14 protein-coding genes, 2 pseudogenes and 1 riboswitch are annotated in these 15,904 nt (G+C 55.0%); of the genes and pseudogenes, 4 read left to right on the plus strand and 12 right to left on the minus strand.

Features of this window, described 5'->3' with window-relative positions:
• Window positions 1-123: 123 nt before the first annotated feature.
• Window positions 124-498, plus strand: a complete 375-nt coding sequence (locus GJ1_RS12160; RefSeq protein WP_066232779.1) for a hypothetical protein — start codon at window positions 124-126, stop codon at window positions 496-498.
• A gap of 53 nt (window positions 499-551) precedes the next feature.
• On the opposite strand, the gene GJ1_RS12165 is transcribed toward GJ1_RS12160, so the two are convergent.
• From GJ1_RS12165 to GJ1_RS12175, 3 genes are all read right to left on the minus strand, one after another.
• On the minus strand, window positions 552-1,457 hold the full coding sequence (locus GJ1_RS12165) for a pseudouridine-5'-phosphate glycosidase (RefSeq protein WP_066232783.1): 906 nt from the start codon (window positions 1,455-1,457) through the stop codon (window positions 552-554).
• Window positions 1,454-2,401, minus strand: coding sequence for a carbohydrate kinase family protein (locus GJ1_RS12170; protein ID WP_066232785.1), 948 nt, complete (start codon window positions 2,399-2,401; stop codon window positions 1,454-1,456). Before GJ1_RS12170 ends, GJ1_RS12165 begins: the two co-directional genes overlap by 4 nt.
• A 189-nt stretch (window positions 2,402-2,590) precedes the next feature.
• Entirely contained in the window at window positions 2,591-3,814 is a 1,224-nt protein-coding gene (locus GJ1_RS12175; protein WP_066232788.1) for a YeeE/YedE family protein, read from the minus strand.
• Between the two features lie 148 nt (window positions 3,815-3,962).
• On the opposite strand from GJ1_RS12175, the gene mscL reads away from it, so the two are divergent.
• On the plus strand, window positions 3,963-4,358 hold the full coding sequence (gene mscL, locus GJ1_RS12180) for a large conductance mechanosensitive channel protein MscL (protein WP_066232791.1): 396 nt from the start codon (window positions 3,963-3,965) through the stop codon (window positions 4,356-4,358).
• Between the two features lie 406 nt (window positions 4,359-4,764).
• On the opposite strand, the gene GJ1_RS12185 is transcribed toward mscL, so the two are convergent.
• The 6 genes and pseudogenes from GJ1_RS12185 to hutG all read right to left on the minus strand — a co-directional run bounded on the left by GJ1_RS12185 (window position 4,765) and on the right by hutG (window position 11,779).
• A complete protein-coding gene (locus tag GJ1_RS12185) occupies window positions 4,765-5,301 on the minus strand; it encodes a DUF4871 domain-containing protein (RefSeq protein ID WP_066232793.1) in 537 nt (178 codons plus the stop codon).
• A 147-nt stretch (window positions 5,302-5,448) separates the two neighbouring features.
• Window positions 5,449-6,101, minus strand: a pseudogene (locus GJ1_RS12190) (hypothetical protein).
• 104 nt (window positions 6,102-6,205) lie between these two features.
• The gene (hutI, locus tag GJ1_RS12195; protein ID WP_066232797.1) at window positions 6,206-7,480 is read right to left on the minus strand and encodes an imidazolonepropionase; all 1,275 of its coding nucleotides are present in this window, start codon (window positions 7,478-7,480) and stop codon (window positions 6,206-6,208) included.
• A 15-nt stretch (window positions 7,481-7,495) separates the two neighbouring features.
• On the minus strand, window positions 7,496-9,151 hold the full coding sequence (gene hutU / locus GJ1_RS12200; RefSeq protein ID WP_373278040.1) for a urocanate hydratase: 1,656 nt from the start codon (window positions 9,149-9,151) through the stop codon (window positions 7,496-7,498).
• Between the two features lie 170 nt (window positions 9,152-9,321).
• Window positions 9,322-10,806 (minus strand): helix-turn-helix domain-containing protein, encoded by a 1,485-nt coding sequence (locus GJ1_RS12205; protein WP_066232802.1) that lies wholly within the window; start codon window positions 10,804-10,806, stop codon window positions 9,322-9,324.
• Between the two features lie 4 nt (window positions 10,807-10,810).
• The gene (gene hutG / locus GJ1_RS12210) at window positions 10,811-11,779 is read right to left on the minus strand and encodes a formimidoylglutamase (protein WP_066232804.1); all 969 of its coding nucleotides are present in this window, start codon (window positions 11,777-11,779) and stop codon (window positions 10,811-10,813) included.
• Window positions 11,780-11,920: 141 nt separating this feature from the next.
• Between hutG and GJ1_RS12215 the strand changes: the two genes are divergently transcribed.
• Window positions 11,921-12,337 carry a PaaI family thioesterase gene (locus tag GJ1_RS12215; protein WP_066232805.1) on the plus strand — a complete coding sequence of 139 codons (417 nt, stop codon included), beginning with the start codon at window positions 11,921-11,923 and terminating at the stop codon, window positions 12,335-12,337.
• Between the two features lie 199 nt (window positions 12,338-12,536).
• On the opposite strand, the gene GJ1_RS12220 is transcribed toward GJ1_RS12215, so the two are convergent.
• From GJ1_RS12220 to GJ1_RS12230, 3 genes and pseudogenes are all read right to left on the minus strand, one after another.
• Window positions 12,537-13,019: a PaaI family thioesterase gene (locus GJ1_RS12220; protein WP_066232807.1), complete on the minus strand. Its 483-nt coding sequence runs from the start codon at window positions 13,017-13,019 to the stop codon at window positions 12,537-12,539.
• A gap of 152 nt (window positions 13,020-13,171) precedes the next feature.
• Window positions 13,172-13,555, minus strand: a complete 384-nt coding sequence (locus GJ1_RS12225) for a VOC family protein (RefSeq protein ID WP_066232809.1) — start codon at window positions 13,553-13,555, stop codon at window positions 13,172-13,174.
• A gap of 19 nt (window positions 13,556-13,574) precedes the next feature.
• Window positions 13,575-13,907, minus strand: a pseudogene (locus tag GJ1_RS12230) (hypothetical protein).
• 70 nt (window positions 13,908-13,977) lie between these two features.
• Window positions 13,978-14,082, minus strand: a riboswitch (SAM riboswitch).
• A 339-nt stretch (window positions 14,083-14,421) separates the two neighbouring features.
• On the opposite strand from GJ1_RS12230, the gene GJ1_RS12235 reads away from it, so the two are divergent.
• The coding region (locus tag GJ1_RS12235; RefSeq protein ID WP_157068387.1) for a diguanylate cyclase domain-containing protein at window positions 14,422-15,904 on the plus strand (1,483 nt) is incomplete at its 3' end.

The following is a 15,904-nucleotide window of genomic DNA, read 5'->3' on the forward strand; positions in this document are numbered from 1 at the left end:
CAGCCATAGCAGCGCACCCTCTTTTCTTTATCCATCATAGACGAAATCCCGTCAGTTTGAAACCGCTTTTCTTCTCGTGAACTTGCTTGTCTGATATACTAGAGTGGAAAGGAGGTGAATGTTATGGAAGAAAAAACGATATTGGCGCAAATTTTGCAAGTACTTGATCTGTACGCGGCTGACGTGCGCAAGCAGTTCGAAGCGCTCCATGAGAAATTCGACTCGCTTCAACGCCAAGTCCAAGCGTTGAACGAACAAACGAACACCATGAACAAGCGCATCGAAAACATGGATGAGCGCATCGAGGAGATGGATGGACGGTTTGAGCGGCAGATCGCCCAGTTGGAGCGCACCATCAACGAACGGTTCGAACGGCTTGAAGCGAAACTCAGCCACGTCCGCATCGAACTAGTTGAAACACAAGAAACGGTCGACTTCCACTCCGTCAAAATCGCCCAGCATGATCGAAAAATCCGCCATTTGCTTCACGCTCGATAACATCTCCACCATCATCATGCCCCCGCTCTTCCATCAGGGCGGGGGCGTTCGCATCAAGAAAGCTCTCGGGCAAGGTCGGCCGCCAAGGCGGCGTTGTTTTTCACTAAGGCGATATTCGCTTGCAAGCTTTTGCCCCCAGTTAACGTTTTCACACGGTCAAGCAAAAACGGGGTGACCGCTTTGCCGGTGATGTGTTGCTGTTCTGCCTCTTTGAGTGCTTGTTCGATGATGGCAGTGATATACGACTCCTCGAGTTCGTCTTCTTTCGGAACCGGGTTGGCGACGACAATGCCGCCTTGAAGCCCGAGCGCCCATTTTGTTTCAATGAAGCGGGCGATCTCTTCCACGCTGTCGAGGCGATAGTCGACGCGAAACGGGCTCGTCCGCGAATAGAACGCTGGCAGGACGTCCGTCTGATAGCCGATGACCGGGACGCCGTGCGTCTCTAGGTATTCAAGCGTCAATCCTAAATCCAAAATCGATTTCGCCCCGGCGCAGACGACCGCGACGTTGGTGCACGCCAGTTCCTGCAAGTCGGCCGAGATGTCCATCGTCTGTTCGGCGCCGCGGTGCACCCCGCCGATGCCGCCGGTCGCAAACACGCGGATGCCGGCCATCTCAGCGCAAATCATCGTCCCCGCCACGGTCGTCGCCCCGTGTTTTTTCATGGCGACGACATACGGCAAGTCGCGGCGGCTCACTTTTTCCACATCGCGGCTTGTCCCTAACTGTTCAAGTTCCGCTTCTGTCAATCCAATTTTAATTTTTCCATTTAAAATTGCAATCGTTGCTGGCACGGCGCCGCGGCCGCGGATGATCCGCTCGACGTCTTTCGCCGTCTGCACATTTTCCGGATACGGCATGCCATGCGAGATGATCGTCGATTCCAAAGCGACGATCGGTCGTTGTTCCGATTTCGCTTGGGCAACTTCGTCGGAAAAGACGAGAAAGTCATTCATCGCTTCGTTCCCCCTTCGCGAAAATACCGCGCATAGGCGGCTTGCAGCATGTATTCATTCAAAGCGGGATGCACCGTTTCGGCCGTTTGCAGCGTAAGCGCCGCATTGCTCATCCCGAAGCGGCAGGCAGCTTCGAGCGGATAGCCGCCTAAGACGCCATACAAAAATCCTGCCGCAAAGGCGTCGCCCGCTCCGGTGGCATCGGTGACCGCAACCTTCGGCGCCGCGATCACCCCTGTTTCCCCTTGCTTGGTGGCGTATGCGACGCCGTTTGCGCCGCGCGTGACGACGACGTTCTCTGCGCCGGAGCGAAGAAGCGTCTCCATCGCTTCGTGCACGCTGCAATGATCATTGCCCGCAAGCGCCATAGCCTCTGCTTCATTCGTCACAAGCCATGTCACTCCTGTTAAGTCGGCAGGCAGCCGTTTCGTTTTTGGAACGGACACGGTCACGACACAAAGCAACACATCCTCTTGCCGGCACTGTTTGATCACCCACGAAAGGATATCCGCAGGGAAATTCGCATCAAGCACGACGGCGGTCATCGGGCCGAGTTCAGACCACCGCTGCTTTATCCACTCTTTTCCCACTGTATCATAAATCGCCATATCCGCCAAGGCGAGGACCATCTCGCCGCGTTCATCGAGCACTGCTGTATACATCCCGGTGTTCGCTTTTGACGTTCGCACGATGTGCCGTGAATCCACGTACCGACTCGTCACGTCAATGAGCCACTGTCCGTCCTGGTCGTCGCCAACGGTGCTGACGAGCGAAACAGCTTGGCCGAGCCTTCCCAGGTTTTCGGCGATGTTTCTCGCCACCCCGCCCGCGGTTTGCGTCGTGGCGACGGGATGGGACGTGCCGAGCCGAAACGGAGTGAGCAACCGCGCCTTTCGGTCGACGTTCGCCCCGCCGATGCAGACGATCGATGCCGCTTTCCCCATGCCTTTCCCCTCCCTTCCAATGATCACAGCCGCGCGATCCCGCCTCTTCCCAAACAGAGAAAACGATTTCAAAAAAGCGGACAGCTGCACGCTTCGAAGCCTCACCACCCATTGTACCACATACCGACTGGCAAGAACGGCATAAAGAAGGCACCCCGTCAAAACGACGGGATGCCGATTTTCGGACGTTTAGTTTTTGTACGCGCAATACGGACGCAGTTTGACGCCGATCAGGCTGCCGAGGAAAGCAAAGACAAACCACGCCCAGCCGTGGGCGCTGAATGACGCAATGCCGCCGAAATACGCGCCGATGTTGCAGCCGAACGCCAGCCGGGCGCCGTATCCCATCATTAAACCGCCAATGAGCGCGCCGATCGTCATGCGCGTCGGACGCTTCCACTGAATCGGCTTTGTGTAGCGGCCCGCCAGCGCTGCCGCCAATAAGGCGCCGACCATTAAGCTGATGTCCATCACGGTCGTTGTATCGTAGTAGAGTGGATTCGCGAGCGCCTGCCGTTTTGCTTCATCTTGCCAGTACGCCCAAGCGGTCGGATCGACGCCAAACAGCTGCACGAACTTCGCGCCCCAAAGGGCGAAAGCGGATGTAATGCCCCACGGCTTACCGCTAATCATCAGCACAAGTGCGTTCGTGGCCGCCAAAAGCAACGCCCCAACCAGAAGCGACCATGGCCCTTTGTAAATCGCTTTCCAGCCATGACGATTCTCAAGCGATGTAGCAACGAGTTGGCCATAGCGCCGTTTTTCCGCCACGGTCACCACATAGTAGACCGCTGCCAGCAAAACCAACTGAAGCAAAAACCCTCCCAAGGCGCCGAACTCGCCAATGAACGAGAACGGCTCCAATTGCGGCATCTTCGCCCACACGTCAAAGTGGGCCGTCGCAATGACTGAGCCAGCGATGAACCCGATGAGCGTCACAATGCCGTTTGCATCGCCCCCGCCGATATGGTACAACGTCCCCGAGGCGCAGCCGTCGCCAAGCTGCATGCCGATGCCAAACAGGAAGGCGCCGACGATGACCGATACCCCGACACCAAATACATAACCTGACACCGGGTGCCCAAGAACGGACCCTTTCACGAGCAGCGGCAAAAACAGCGCGCTGGCCACAGCCATCATGATCATCTGTGCCCGAATGCCTTCCCCTTGACGGTACAAAATGAATTTCCGCCATGCCGAGGTAAAGCCAAAATGCGCCTGGTACAATACAAATCCACCAAACGCCCCTAACACGTACAAAAGCGCCTGTTGCCAAGAAACGCGGCTATATAAGAACAACGTTCCGCCGATCAAGATGAGGCAGGAAACCGCAATAATCCACGCAGTCGGATGTTTCGGGGCGTTCGCTGCTTGTTTCGCGCGAACGTCTCGTTGTTGTGCGGTCAACTCCATGATGCATCATCCCCCTTTTCCATTTTGTTCACCTACTTTATAATACTATAAAACTTATTGATTTTCTATGATTTAAACTACAAATGTTTCACCTCAGCGGCTGATCGGGTATAATGCAGACGAGCACTTTCTTAGGAAGGAGATTGGCATGTGGAACGAGTTTAAAAAATTCGCCGTCCGCGGCAATGTCATCGATTTGGCCGTCGGGGTCATTATCGGGGGAGCGTTCGGCAAAATCGTCTCCTCGCTCGTCAATGACATCATCATGCCGCTCGTTGGCTTAATTTTAGGCGGCGTTAATTTCAGTGACCTGTCGTGGAAAGTCGGCAAGGCCGAAGTGAAATACGGGGCGTTTATTCAAACGGTCGTCGATTTTTTGATCATCGCTTTCTCCATCTTCCTGTTTGTCAAACTGATCAATACGTTGTACGAACGAATGAAGAAGCAGGAAGAGGTCAAAGAAACGGCACCGACGCTGACAAAGGAGGAGGAATTGCTGACGGAGATTCGCGATTTGTTAAAGCAACAGCGGGAAACGATGTAAAAGCCTGTCCTCGGGGGTGGACAGGCTTTTAGACATAGTAAAAAAGCAATCTCTTATTATATGAATATGTGGTATAATGAGGAAGGCAATAGTACGGCAACTTAAGGGTGGATCAGCTACCCCTGATTTGGAAGGGGGTGATGCCGATGACAGTATTTGAAGCATTGATGTTTTTTCGCAAGTCGCATGGTTTCAATACTGTCGCACAATCAAAAGAAATAATCCACCCTTAAGTTAACGAGGCGCTTAGGCGGATTATTTCCTTCTGCTCGCGCCGATCCCCTTTATGGGAACCGTCTATTGCGGGGGCCGAAGGTGCGGCAACACCTTTGGCTTCACTTGTTATTTTGTCATCTCGAACCGAGAAGACCGCCACTTCCCAGCGTGAGCGTAAGTGGGAGAGCGTTCAATTTACGTCGATTACAACGTAATCCCAGTACGTTTTTCCAAGATAGACGAGCAACGCCCATTTTCCAGATTCAACCAACCTCATATTTGATGGTATATGTGCGTCTGCACCATTATTCGGACCTCCTGGAACTCCCGTTGTCCAAACGGTTTTTCCGTCTAGTGTTAACGCAGGAGCTATATCGTTGCTGCCTTTTTTCACTGCAACGATTGTCAGCTTTCCTTCTGGAATGGAGTCCCCCCAGAAATGCCACATGTATTTGCTATCTTTGTTTGCTATAAACGGTTCATCAATGAAACCCACTTTGTTTGGTACTCCGCGCATTTTATAATTTCCAGATTGAAAAACCGGGCTTACTTCCCAATTGATATGACTGATTACTTTTTGATCTATTTTAACAGGTATTTTTTCAATATCACTCATCTCTTTTACCGAAGCTGTAGATTCAGAATTTTGGGCTTGTTTTTCATTCTTTTCCCATATACTGCATGCGGATAAAGAAAAAAGGATTACGATGACTAGCAAATGTTTCACATTTTCACCACCTTTCACTAATTTAATGATATCATATTTTTAGCGATTCCTCCCCGACTTTCGCTATCGCTTAGAAGTCGGGTTCTCCTCGCTTATTCCCAAGATGAAAGGAACATAACCCCCTTCTGTCCAGGCGCCAACTCATTGTCAAAGCAGCCAGTACGCAAGCGGAGCGGTGAGGATGAGCGTCAATACGGTCCGCTCGAACCAAATGACAAGCAGCCTCGGCAAGCTGAGCGGAATTTCCGTAGACAAAATGCATGGAATGACAGCGGAAAAGAATAGGATCGCCGATACGGATACGACAGCAATAATGAATTTCGTGACAAGTGGAGCTTCGGTGACAAGCAAAGCCGGCAAAAACATTTCCGCGATTTCAATGGCCGATGCTTTCGCCGCCAACAGCGGCTCGGGAATTTGCAAGAGAAGGGTGAATGGATAGAATAAACAGCCCAACCAGTCAAACAATGGCGTATATTCAGCGAGCAACAGCCCGATCAGTCCGAGCACCTTCAAGATCGAAAAAACCGCCGTCACCGCATCTTTGTTCCATGTCTTCTTGTAAAATGGATAAATTGCTCCTAACATGATAACAATGAGTGCATAATACGGAACAAGTGCTGAAAACTGTGAGCGAATCCATGTCACGATGTGATCGAGCAAAATGGACGATGTGCTTCCGATCACACGGGGACGAAAAACACGAAAATCCCGATGGCACTGTAAACGAAAAACTTCCATGCACCGCTCGCCGGCGTTGGCGTCGGCACGGATGGTGCCATATTTGTATTCGCTTTCATTTTCCTCCACCCCCATTGTTCTTCTACAGGCTAAAGACGACAGCGCGGCCGGAAGCATAACCGCTCCCGGTCACCAAACGCCTCGACGAAAGACCACTCCTCCTTCAGATGTACACCTTGCCTTCCTTCACCACCACCTTTCCACCTTTGATCACCATCTCCGCATGGTTGACGCCGTAATAGTACATGATTTGCACATAATTCGGCACATTGAACATGACCAAATCCGCCTTTTTTCCCGGCTCGAGGCTGCCGATGAGATGCGCGCGGCCGATGGCGTGAGCGGCATTGATCGTAGCCGCCGCCAGCGCTTCAGCGGGAGTCATGCCCATATGCAGGCAGGCAAGGCTCATGACAAGCGGCAGCGAGACGGTCGGCGATGAACCGGGGTTGCAGTCGGTCGCCAAGGCGACAGGAACGCCGGCGTCGATCAAACGGCGGGCGTCGGCGGCTTTTGTCATTAAGAAAAATGCCGTGCCCGGCAAGAGAACGCCGATGACGCCGCGCTCCGCCATGCGGCGAACTCCTTCGTCCGACGCGCGAAGCAGATGGTCAGCGGAAATCGCACCGACTTCGGCGGCCAGTTCCGCCCCGCCATACGGTTCGATTTCATCGGCATGGATTTTCGGCGTCAAGCCGTACGCTTTCCCCGCTTCCAAAATGCGGCGCGCCTCATCGGGAGTGAACACGCCGCGCTCGCAAAAGACGTCATTGAACTCGGCCAACCCACGCCGGCTCACTTCGGGAATCATTTCGTTGATGATGAGGCGGACGTATTCATCCGGGTCGTGCTTCCATTCCGATGGAACGGCGTGGGCGCCAAGAAAGGTGGAAACGACATCAACTGGGTGGGTGTCATCAAGCCGCTTAGCAGCTTCGAGCTGCTTGATTTCGTGCTCAAGGCTTAAGCCGTAGCCGCTTTTCGCCTCGACGGTCGTGACCCCATGAAGCAAAAACTGATCAAGCCGCTGTTTGCTTTCTTCATACAACGTTTCTTCCGACGCTTCGCGCGTCGCCTTCGTTGTCGCATGGATGCCGCCGCCGGCGTTCATGATCTCCATGTACGCCGCTCCGCCGAGTCGCATCGTCCATTCGCGTTCGCGGCTGCCGGCGTAAACGAGATGGGTGTGCGGATCGACAAGCCCAGGCGTCACCGTTTTGCCGCGTGCGTCAATCACCTCTGCTTCGGCAAGCCGATCAGCAAAACGGCGGACGAGTTCATCGTCTGGACCGACCGCAACGATCGTGCCGTTTTCGATCCAGACGCTGCCGTTTTCGATGATCGCAAGGTTGCTCATCTTCTCTCCTACAAGCGGGGCCGCGGAGCCCCCCGCCAGCGTGACGAGCTGACGGGCGCGGCGAATGAAAAGCGGGCGCATGTGGCTCTCCCCTTTCTACTTCAGCATCGGCATATCGATGCCTTTTTCTTTCGCCGTCCGGATGGCAAGCTCATACCCGGCATCGGCGTAGCGGACGACGCCAAGCCCCGGGTCGGTTGTCAACACGCGTTCCAACCGTTTTTCCGCCTCTTTCGTGCCGTCGGCGACGATGACCATGCCGGCGTGAATCGAGTAGCCCATGCCGACGCCGCCGCCGTGGTGAACCGACACCCAGCTTGCGCCGCCGACGGCATTCAACAGCGCGTTTAAAATCGGCCAGTCGGCGATGGCGTCGCTTCCGTCTTTCATTCCTTCCGTCTCCCGGTTCGGCGAGGCGACCGAGCCGGAATCCAAATGGTCGCGGCCGATGACGATCGGCGCTTTCAGCTCGCCTTTGGCCACCATGTCGTTGATGATTTTGCCAAATTTCGCCCGCTCGCCGTAGCCGAGCCAACAAATGCGCGCCGGCAGCCCTTGGAACTTGATTCGTTTCCGCGCCATGCGGATCCAATGGCAAAGACGTTCATTGTCGCTGAATTCGCGCAAAATAACTTCATCGGTTTTATAAATGTCTTCAGGGTCCCCCGAGAGCGCCGCCCAGCGGAACGGCCCTTTTCCTTCGCAAAAGAGCGGACGGATGTAGGCCGGCACAAAGCCCGGGAAGGAAAAAGCGTCCTCGACCCCTTCGTCTTTCGCCACCTGGCGGATGTTGTTGCCATAGTCAAACGTCACCGCCCCTTGCTTTTGCATCGCGAGCATCGCCCGCACATGCGCGGCGATCGACTGTTTTGCGCGGGCGATGTACTGCTTCGGATCGCGCGCCCGCAGCTCGGCCGCTTCTTCAAGCGTAAGACCAGCCGGGATGTAGCCGTTTAGCGGGTCGTGGGCGGACGTCTGGTCGGTCAATACGTCCGGAATCCATCCCATTTCGACGAGACGCGGCAGCACCTCGGCCGCATTGCCGATAAGGCCGATCGAGAGCGCTTTTTTCTCTTTCTTCGCCTGTTTCGCCATCTCGAGCGCCGCCTCCAGGCTGTCAGTCATCGTGTCGAGGTATTTCGTGTCAAGGCGGCGCTGGATGCGGGCCGGATCGACTTCAATGGCGAGGCAAACGCCGCCGTTCATCGTCACGGCAAGCGGCTGCGCCCCGCCCATGCCGCCAAGGCCAGCAGTTAAGGTGATCGTCCCGGCCAGCGTGCCGCCAAAGTGCTGGCGCGCCACTTCGGCAAACGTTTCATACGTCCCTTGGACAATCCCTTGGCTGCCGATGTAAATCCAGCTTCCGGCCGTCATTTGCCCGTACATGATCAATCCTTTTTTGTCAAGCTCATGGAAATGGTCCCACGTCGCCCATGCGGGCACGAGGTTGGAGTTGGCGATCAGCACGCGCGGGGCGTCCGGGTGCGTGCGAAACACCGCCACCGGCTTGCCGGATTGGATGAGCAATGTTTCATCGTTTTCTAAACGAAGCAGGGTGTCCACAATCGCCTCGTAACATTCCCAGTTGCGCGCCGCCTTGCCGATGCCGCCGTAGACGATCAACTCATCCGGCCGTTCAGCGACATCGGGATGCAAGTTGTTGTGTAACATGCGAAGCGCCGCTTCTTGAATCCATCCTTTCGCCCGCCGCTTTGTTCCCGCAAGCGGTTGGACTGTCCGTTTGCTCGTCATCGTCATCCTCTCCTTTTTCCTCTTTGCTTTTGATTGTAAAAGAAGCCGAGAGGTCGGAGATAGATTCTCGTCTTTTAAAGATGATCCGATTTTTTAGAAATTTCAATTTTCTTTCTGTTTCATCTGTCCGTTTTTTTCGATATATGTCCATTTCTTTCGAAAAAAACCGCCTACCGCGGCGATGACGGTTTCAGCCGTTGTTCATCGCGGTAGGCAGTTGGCGTCTGGTTCATTTCTGCTTTAAAGACGCGGGTCAAATAATGGGCGGTGCGAAACCCGGTTTGTTCGGCGATTTCTTTGATCGACAAATCCGTCTGCCGAAGCAGCCGTTTCGCTTCCTCGAGCCGCCGGTTCGTCAACCATTGGCGAAACGTCACGCCACGCTTCGTTGACAACAAATGGCTGAAATACGCGGGGCTGCGCCCGGCGGCGGCGGCCGCTTTCTCAAGCGTCAACGACGGATCGCGAAAATGCGCCTCCATATAACGGAGGCCGCGCTCCACGGCGTCGACGCGCGCGTCTTCCTCGGCCCGTTTCGCCTCATAGAGCAGCCGGTATAAAAACAGAATCAATTCTTGGACGATCCTGTATAAGACAGTATTGTATAAAATTTCCTTAAAGATGTACATATACTCCCGCTCGGTCTCGCCGCGGTCAAGGCCGTACGTTTTCATAAACCGGCGGATTTGCGCCAAAATGCTCGTAAGCCGCGTCCGCACCATCTCCGGGCTCGGAAACGGCGGCGACCGATGCCAAAACTCGCGCTGCAGCCATCGCTTCACTCGTTCGTGGTCGAACCGCTCCAACATCTCGATCCATTGCCGCTGCTCCTCGGGCGTCAAAAACGGATCGAGCTCGCGCCACTGTTCGTATTCCGAAGCGGGAGCGATCACTTGCCGGTAGCCGATGAAAAACGTCGTCTCCAGCAGCCGGCGGGCCGCTTGGTATTGCGCACGCACCGTTTGCTTGGCATCAGGCGGCATCACGACTACCGCGAGCGGCTCATGATGTTCTTCCTCCCAATCGCGCAACAGCTTCCATGCCTCTTCTTTCCCGTCGCCCGGCAAATCGGGAAGCAGGCAAACTGCCATCTGGGTAAGCGGCAATACCCGCGCCCGTCCGCGAAACGGATAGTTCGTTAAAAAGCGGATCACTTCTTGAGACAAGGCAGGCTGTTCCGCTTGCACAAGCCATACATGGGTGGAAGCTGCGGCGGGGTCATCGTAAAATAATGCGCGGTAGTCGCCGTGATGGCCGTCAAAACCCGCTGGCAGGCTCGAGCGCCCGCAGACGGAAAGCGAAGCCGCCGTCCTCAGCGCTTGCTTTAGCTTCGCCGGCTCGAGCGGCTTGACGAGCAAATCGACGCACTGCCAGTCGATGGCTTGCTTCGCCCGCGCAAATGTCGCCTCGGCGGTCACGGCAATGACGCGTTGGCAAAACAGACGGACGCGGGATGTCGCCTTCGGCCATCGTTCATATGGAATCATATCCAGTTCGACGTACAATAGCTCCGGCGCCTCCCGCTCAAGAAGAGCCATCATCTCCTCCACGGTGGCCGCCGTGTACACCTGCTCGATTGGCAGCGAATACGCGGAAACGAGCCAGCGGATCGCTTCCCGTTCCTTGTCGTCCCGTTCGGCAATAACCAATTTCACGTTCTCACCGCCCTAGCTGCAAGCGTTGAAAATGAAGGAGCGCTTCCATGCAAAAGGCGGCGGCCAACGCCACCGTTTTTCCGCCTTCATCCAAGAGCGGATTGACTTCGCAAAGGTCGACGCTGACGGTGTTCGGATGGGAGACGATTCGGCGGATGAGAGCGCGCGCCAAAGACGGAGCGAGTCCAAACGGCGACGGCGCGCTCACTCCCGGCGCAGCCGCGGCGCTGATGGCGTCCATGCAAATGGTGAACATCACGGCATCGTGCTTCGAGGCAAACTCCTCGATTTGTGCATAGGCGGCCTCAATCGGCCCTGCGGTCAGCTCGTCTTCCATCATGTACCGGCAGCCGTACTTCTCGGCCGCCGCAAACAGCGCCGCTGTGTTGCTGAGACGCTGAATGCCAAGGCAGAAGTAGCTGGCTCGGTCGTCTTGATCCAATATTTGCCGAAACATCGTCCCCGATGTCGGACCGTCATCGTATGGACGCAAATCGAAATGGGCGTCAATGTTGATGATGCCGATCATTGACGCTGGACCGATCGCTTCGCGAACGCCTAAATAATGGCCGTACGCCGTCTCATGGCCGCCGCCGATCACAATAGGCGTAATGCCGCTTCGCAACAGGCGGGCGACCATCGTTCCAAGTTCCGCCTGGCTTTGTTCGAGCTGTTCATCAACGCAAACGACATCGCCTGCGTCATAGACGACCACCCCTTCCGGAAGATGCCAAGGCAGCCGCGCCAGCGCCGCTTTAATGGCGGCCGGAGCCTCTTTCGCCCCTTGGCGGCCTTGGTTGCGGCGCACTCCTTCGTCGCATGCAAACCCAATGAATGCCGCCGCTCGTTCCACCGGCTCCAATGGCTGCGACAAATCGAGCAAGCGAATGCGCTGATGAAGGCGAAACGCCCGCTCATCGCTCACGCTGTCAATCCGCCCCGTCCAACGTCCAGCGTCTGGCGGTTGATACATGAGACCATCTCCTTTCCATCATCAGCTTCTTGTTTCTTTCGCTGCCGCTTTGCCGTTCTCCTCCTCACGGACGTGAAAAGAGGAAATCGCCGCCGTTTGGCGAATAAAAAAACATGATTGACAACAGAAAGGGTGTTCCAGATGAAGCCAATGACCAACTTGCACGACGTCATCGCCGGTCAAAGCGCGCCGCCGCCATGCGACAAGTCGCTTGGCGTCCGCTTGACGGAAGCCCGAGACGGCTATGCGAAAGGCGTATGGGCGATCAGCGAATCGCTTCTCAACGGCAACGGGGTGATTATGGGCGGATTTGTCGGAGCGGCGGCGGACATTCTCATGGCTTATGCGGTGACGACCTTGCTTCGCGATGACCAAATGCACGCCTCCATCAACTTGCAGACGACATTTCACCGCCCGGCAGCGGCTGGGGAAGCCGAAATCGAGGCTAGGGTGGAAAAGTTCGGGAAAACCGTCGCTTATGTGACCGCCATCGTGCGGCAAAACGGCAAAGACGTGGCGAGCGCCACATCGTCAGTGCTGATCATGGACAAACCGTGAAGATGATGGATCTTCGAAGGAAAGAGCGTTTTTGCACATCGTCTTCCTTGAACTCGACGGGGAGAAACAGCAGCGGCAGAGGTGATCATGAGAGGCAAGCGCATGGCGAAACGAGGCAGGCACAGCCGTTTTCAATCAGTGGCCAAGCGCCGGAGAAAGCGCTGTCAAAAAACCTCTCTCCGGCGCTTTTCGTCGCTTGTTACGCACGGACAAACGTTTTCGGCATGACGACGGCCACGACTTGGCCGCGGGCGCACAGTTCGCCGTTAGCGAACACTTCCGTATCAACTTTCCATTTTTTCGGATGAATCTCCGTCACGGTGCCGACGGCGACAAGCGGCACACCGTGCGGCGTCGGCTTGACGAAATCAACGTGAAGCGACGCCGTGACAAAGCGCGGCGGCGTTTCCCCGCTCCCTGGTTCATGGCCGTTTTTCCGATGCAACGCAAGCGCCGCCGACCCGGTGCCGTGGCAGTCGATGAGCGAGGCGATCAGCCCGCCGTACACAAACCCGGGGATCGCCGTATGTTCCGGGCGCGGTGTATAGACGGTCACCGTTTTGTCCCCTTGCCAACCGGTGCGGAAGTGATGGCCTTGCTCGTTCAATCGCCCGCAGCCGTAGCACCAGGCGAATTCATCCGGATAGTCGTCTTGAATGGCGTGAACGATCGTTTCTTCCACTTGATCCTCCCCCTCTCTTTTTCTAGTATATCATTGCATCAGGAAGACGGCGAGCCCGAACATAGCAATAAGCCACAGGCCTTGCCGAACGAGGCAGCCAGACGGCAAATTCATAGGCGGCCGAAACAGCGGGCCGCCTGCCGTTTGTTCAATTATTGCGCCGGCTCGTAAAACTCGATCCATTCCCCATCCGGGCCAAGGAAAAACAAATATTTCGCCCCGTTCGGAAGCGTCGTAATGTCGTCCCAAACAAGCGGGACGCCTAGCGATTGAAGCCGTTCTTTCTCTTGCTCGATGCCTTCCACCGTAAACGCCACATGGTGCACTTTTCCTTCCGTCGGCAAATCCGGGTTGTACCCTTCGATCAACTCGACGATGATCGAGCCGTCAATTCCTAAAAACGCCAGTTTCATCGTTCCGTTCGTATGGATCATCTCGCTTAACAGCTCAAGGCCGACGACGTTTTGGTAAAACTCCTTCGATGCCTCGATGTCTTTCACTTGAATGCCGACATGCTCGAACTTTTTAACTGCCATTGCTCGCTCTCCCTTTCCATTATGGACTTGAAAACACCGCCCGTAAATACGGCGTCATGCGCGCAGGGAAAATCCCTTTTTTCCCGAGCTCCGCCCATATGTAGCGATCAAGGGCGTACGGCCCTTCTAACTTCCGCTCATCCGCCTAGGCATTCGTCAGCAAAATGGAAAATGTCGTTGCTTGCGTCTCCCCATATAGATGGCTATAGCCATCCCCGCGGTCGACATGCACCACCGCTTGCGGGTCCAACTGAATGAGCTCCGCCTGCACACAGCGCATCACATGAACAGCGAACGCCGCGGCCGGCAAGTGCGACACCATGCAGGCGCGGAGAGAATAAAGTTCCGCCACCGTTTCTCTCACCTCCCATCAATCAAAAACCCCCTTCGCCTCGGAATGATGCGAAGGGGGTCATGAGCCATTCTTATCATCCAAAGCGAAACCGCTTTGCGGGTGTTAGCACCTTGCCGGCGGCAGGTTGCTGTGGGGTCATCAAGCCCGTTCTCTCGCCCACTCTTGATAAGACGTATGCTATTTCTTCTTATCCTACCACACATTCCCCTCAGTGACAACGGTCTTTACTATTGAACCACGCCCGTCTGTTCGGAGGTGTTGCCGCCATTCACTCGCCCCTAGAGTAGGCGAAAAGCTAGCGCTGATAAATGATTATTTAGAACAATGTTTTGTTAAAATTTTACGGATAAATCCCTCGACTAAACAAAGTGCCGGGGAGAGAGCCATGCACCGTGTTCATCTTTTTGCACAATCAGCGAAAAAATACAATGATCATTCGACAAAAATAGACAAAAACATGGTAAAATTATAGTGTACATATTTTCTTTGCAGATTGGAGGATTGCTTCCGCATGGATAAGCAGTCGATCATGACGCATTATGGGGCCCTTTATTTTTTTATGCCTGCTGTGCAATGGGTGGTTAATGAACATGGAGTAATTGCCGATATGAATGACTATGCCGGTGCATCGTTGGGCTACGATCGGGTTGAGCTCATCGGTGCCCCATTTCAAACCATTTTCCATCCTGACGACTGGGCGTCCCTCGCCCACTTGCTTCCTCAACCGACCGATGAAGCGGTTCGCACATTCACGGCCAGAACGGTGCATAAAACCGGCAAATTATGCCCTGTTCGCGTGCATATGCGTTGGAAAGCATTGAACGGTACGCCGTTCCTCCTCGTCTCGTGCTCTGACATGACCGCTGAAACGCATGCGGAGCGGCTGCTCGCTGAACAGACTCACATTTTGAGACAAATCGCCAAACACGAGCCGCTCGATGCCATTCTCACGTCCATTGCCAAGGCGGCTGAAGCGTTGCGGCCTCCGACCGTTTGTTCGATTTTGCTTGCCGATGACAACGGGCGACGCCTTTACCATGGAGCAGCGCCAAGCTTGCCATCCGCTTATATCGAAGCCATGAATGGAATCGAAATCGGGCCGCAATCTGGATCGTGCGGCGCGGCCGCCTATCAAAAAGAGATCGTGATTGCAAGCAATGTGGCAAATGACCCCCGCTGGACGTCTTATGCGCAATTGGCGTTGGCGCACGGGTTGAGAGCTTGCTGGTCCATGCCCATTCTCTCGTCATCCGGCCATGTGCTCGGAACGCTGGCGTTTTACTATCCGACCGAGCGCGAACCGGAACCGGAAGATATGGAGATTATGTCGGCGCTGTCATCGCTCGCGAGCCTCGCCATGGAACATGAGGGAACAAGGAAAGCGCTCGAAGAAAACAGGCGGCTGTATGATTCCCTGTTCCATTACCATTATGATGAGCTCACCGGATTGCCGAATCGGCGGCGATTTTTGCAACTCGCCGGGGCAACGCTGCTGAAACTAAAAGAAACGAAACAACACGGCGCCATTTTGTATATTGATTTAGACGGCTTTCAATATATTAATGATTCGCTCGGCCATCATATCGGCGACAAGCTGCTTCAACAGACGGCCGCTCGGCTGCGTGAGCGCGTCCGCCCCCATGGCATCGCTGCCCATATGAGCGGAGATGAATTCATCGTGTTGCTCGCGCCAGTCGCCGGGCACCAAGAAGCATCAACCATAGCGGAAGACTTGCTTTCGCTCATCGCCCAGCCGTTTCCACTCGCCGAACAAACCATTTTTATAACGGCCAGCATCGGCATCGCTCTTTTCGACGGTGAGCAAGCCAATGTGGACACGGCCATCCGCCAGGCGGACATGGCCGCCATGGAGGCGAAACGAAAAGGCAAAAACAGCTATTGTCTTTATGAAGAAGCGCTGCGGCATCAGCGCCTTCCTAATGTATTTTTGTTAGCGGATTTGCACCAAACAGTCAAACAAAACATGGATGGGG

Origin of the sequence: Geobacillus jurassicus NBRC 107829 (assembly GCF_001544315.1) — a bacterium.
GTDB lineage: Bacteria > Bacillota > Bacilli > Bacillales > Anoxybacillaceae > Geobacillus > Geobacillus jurassicus.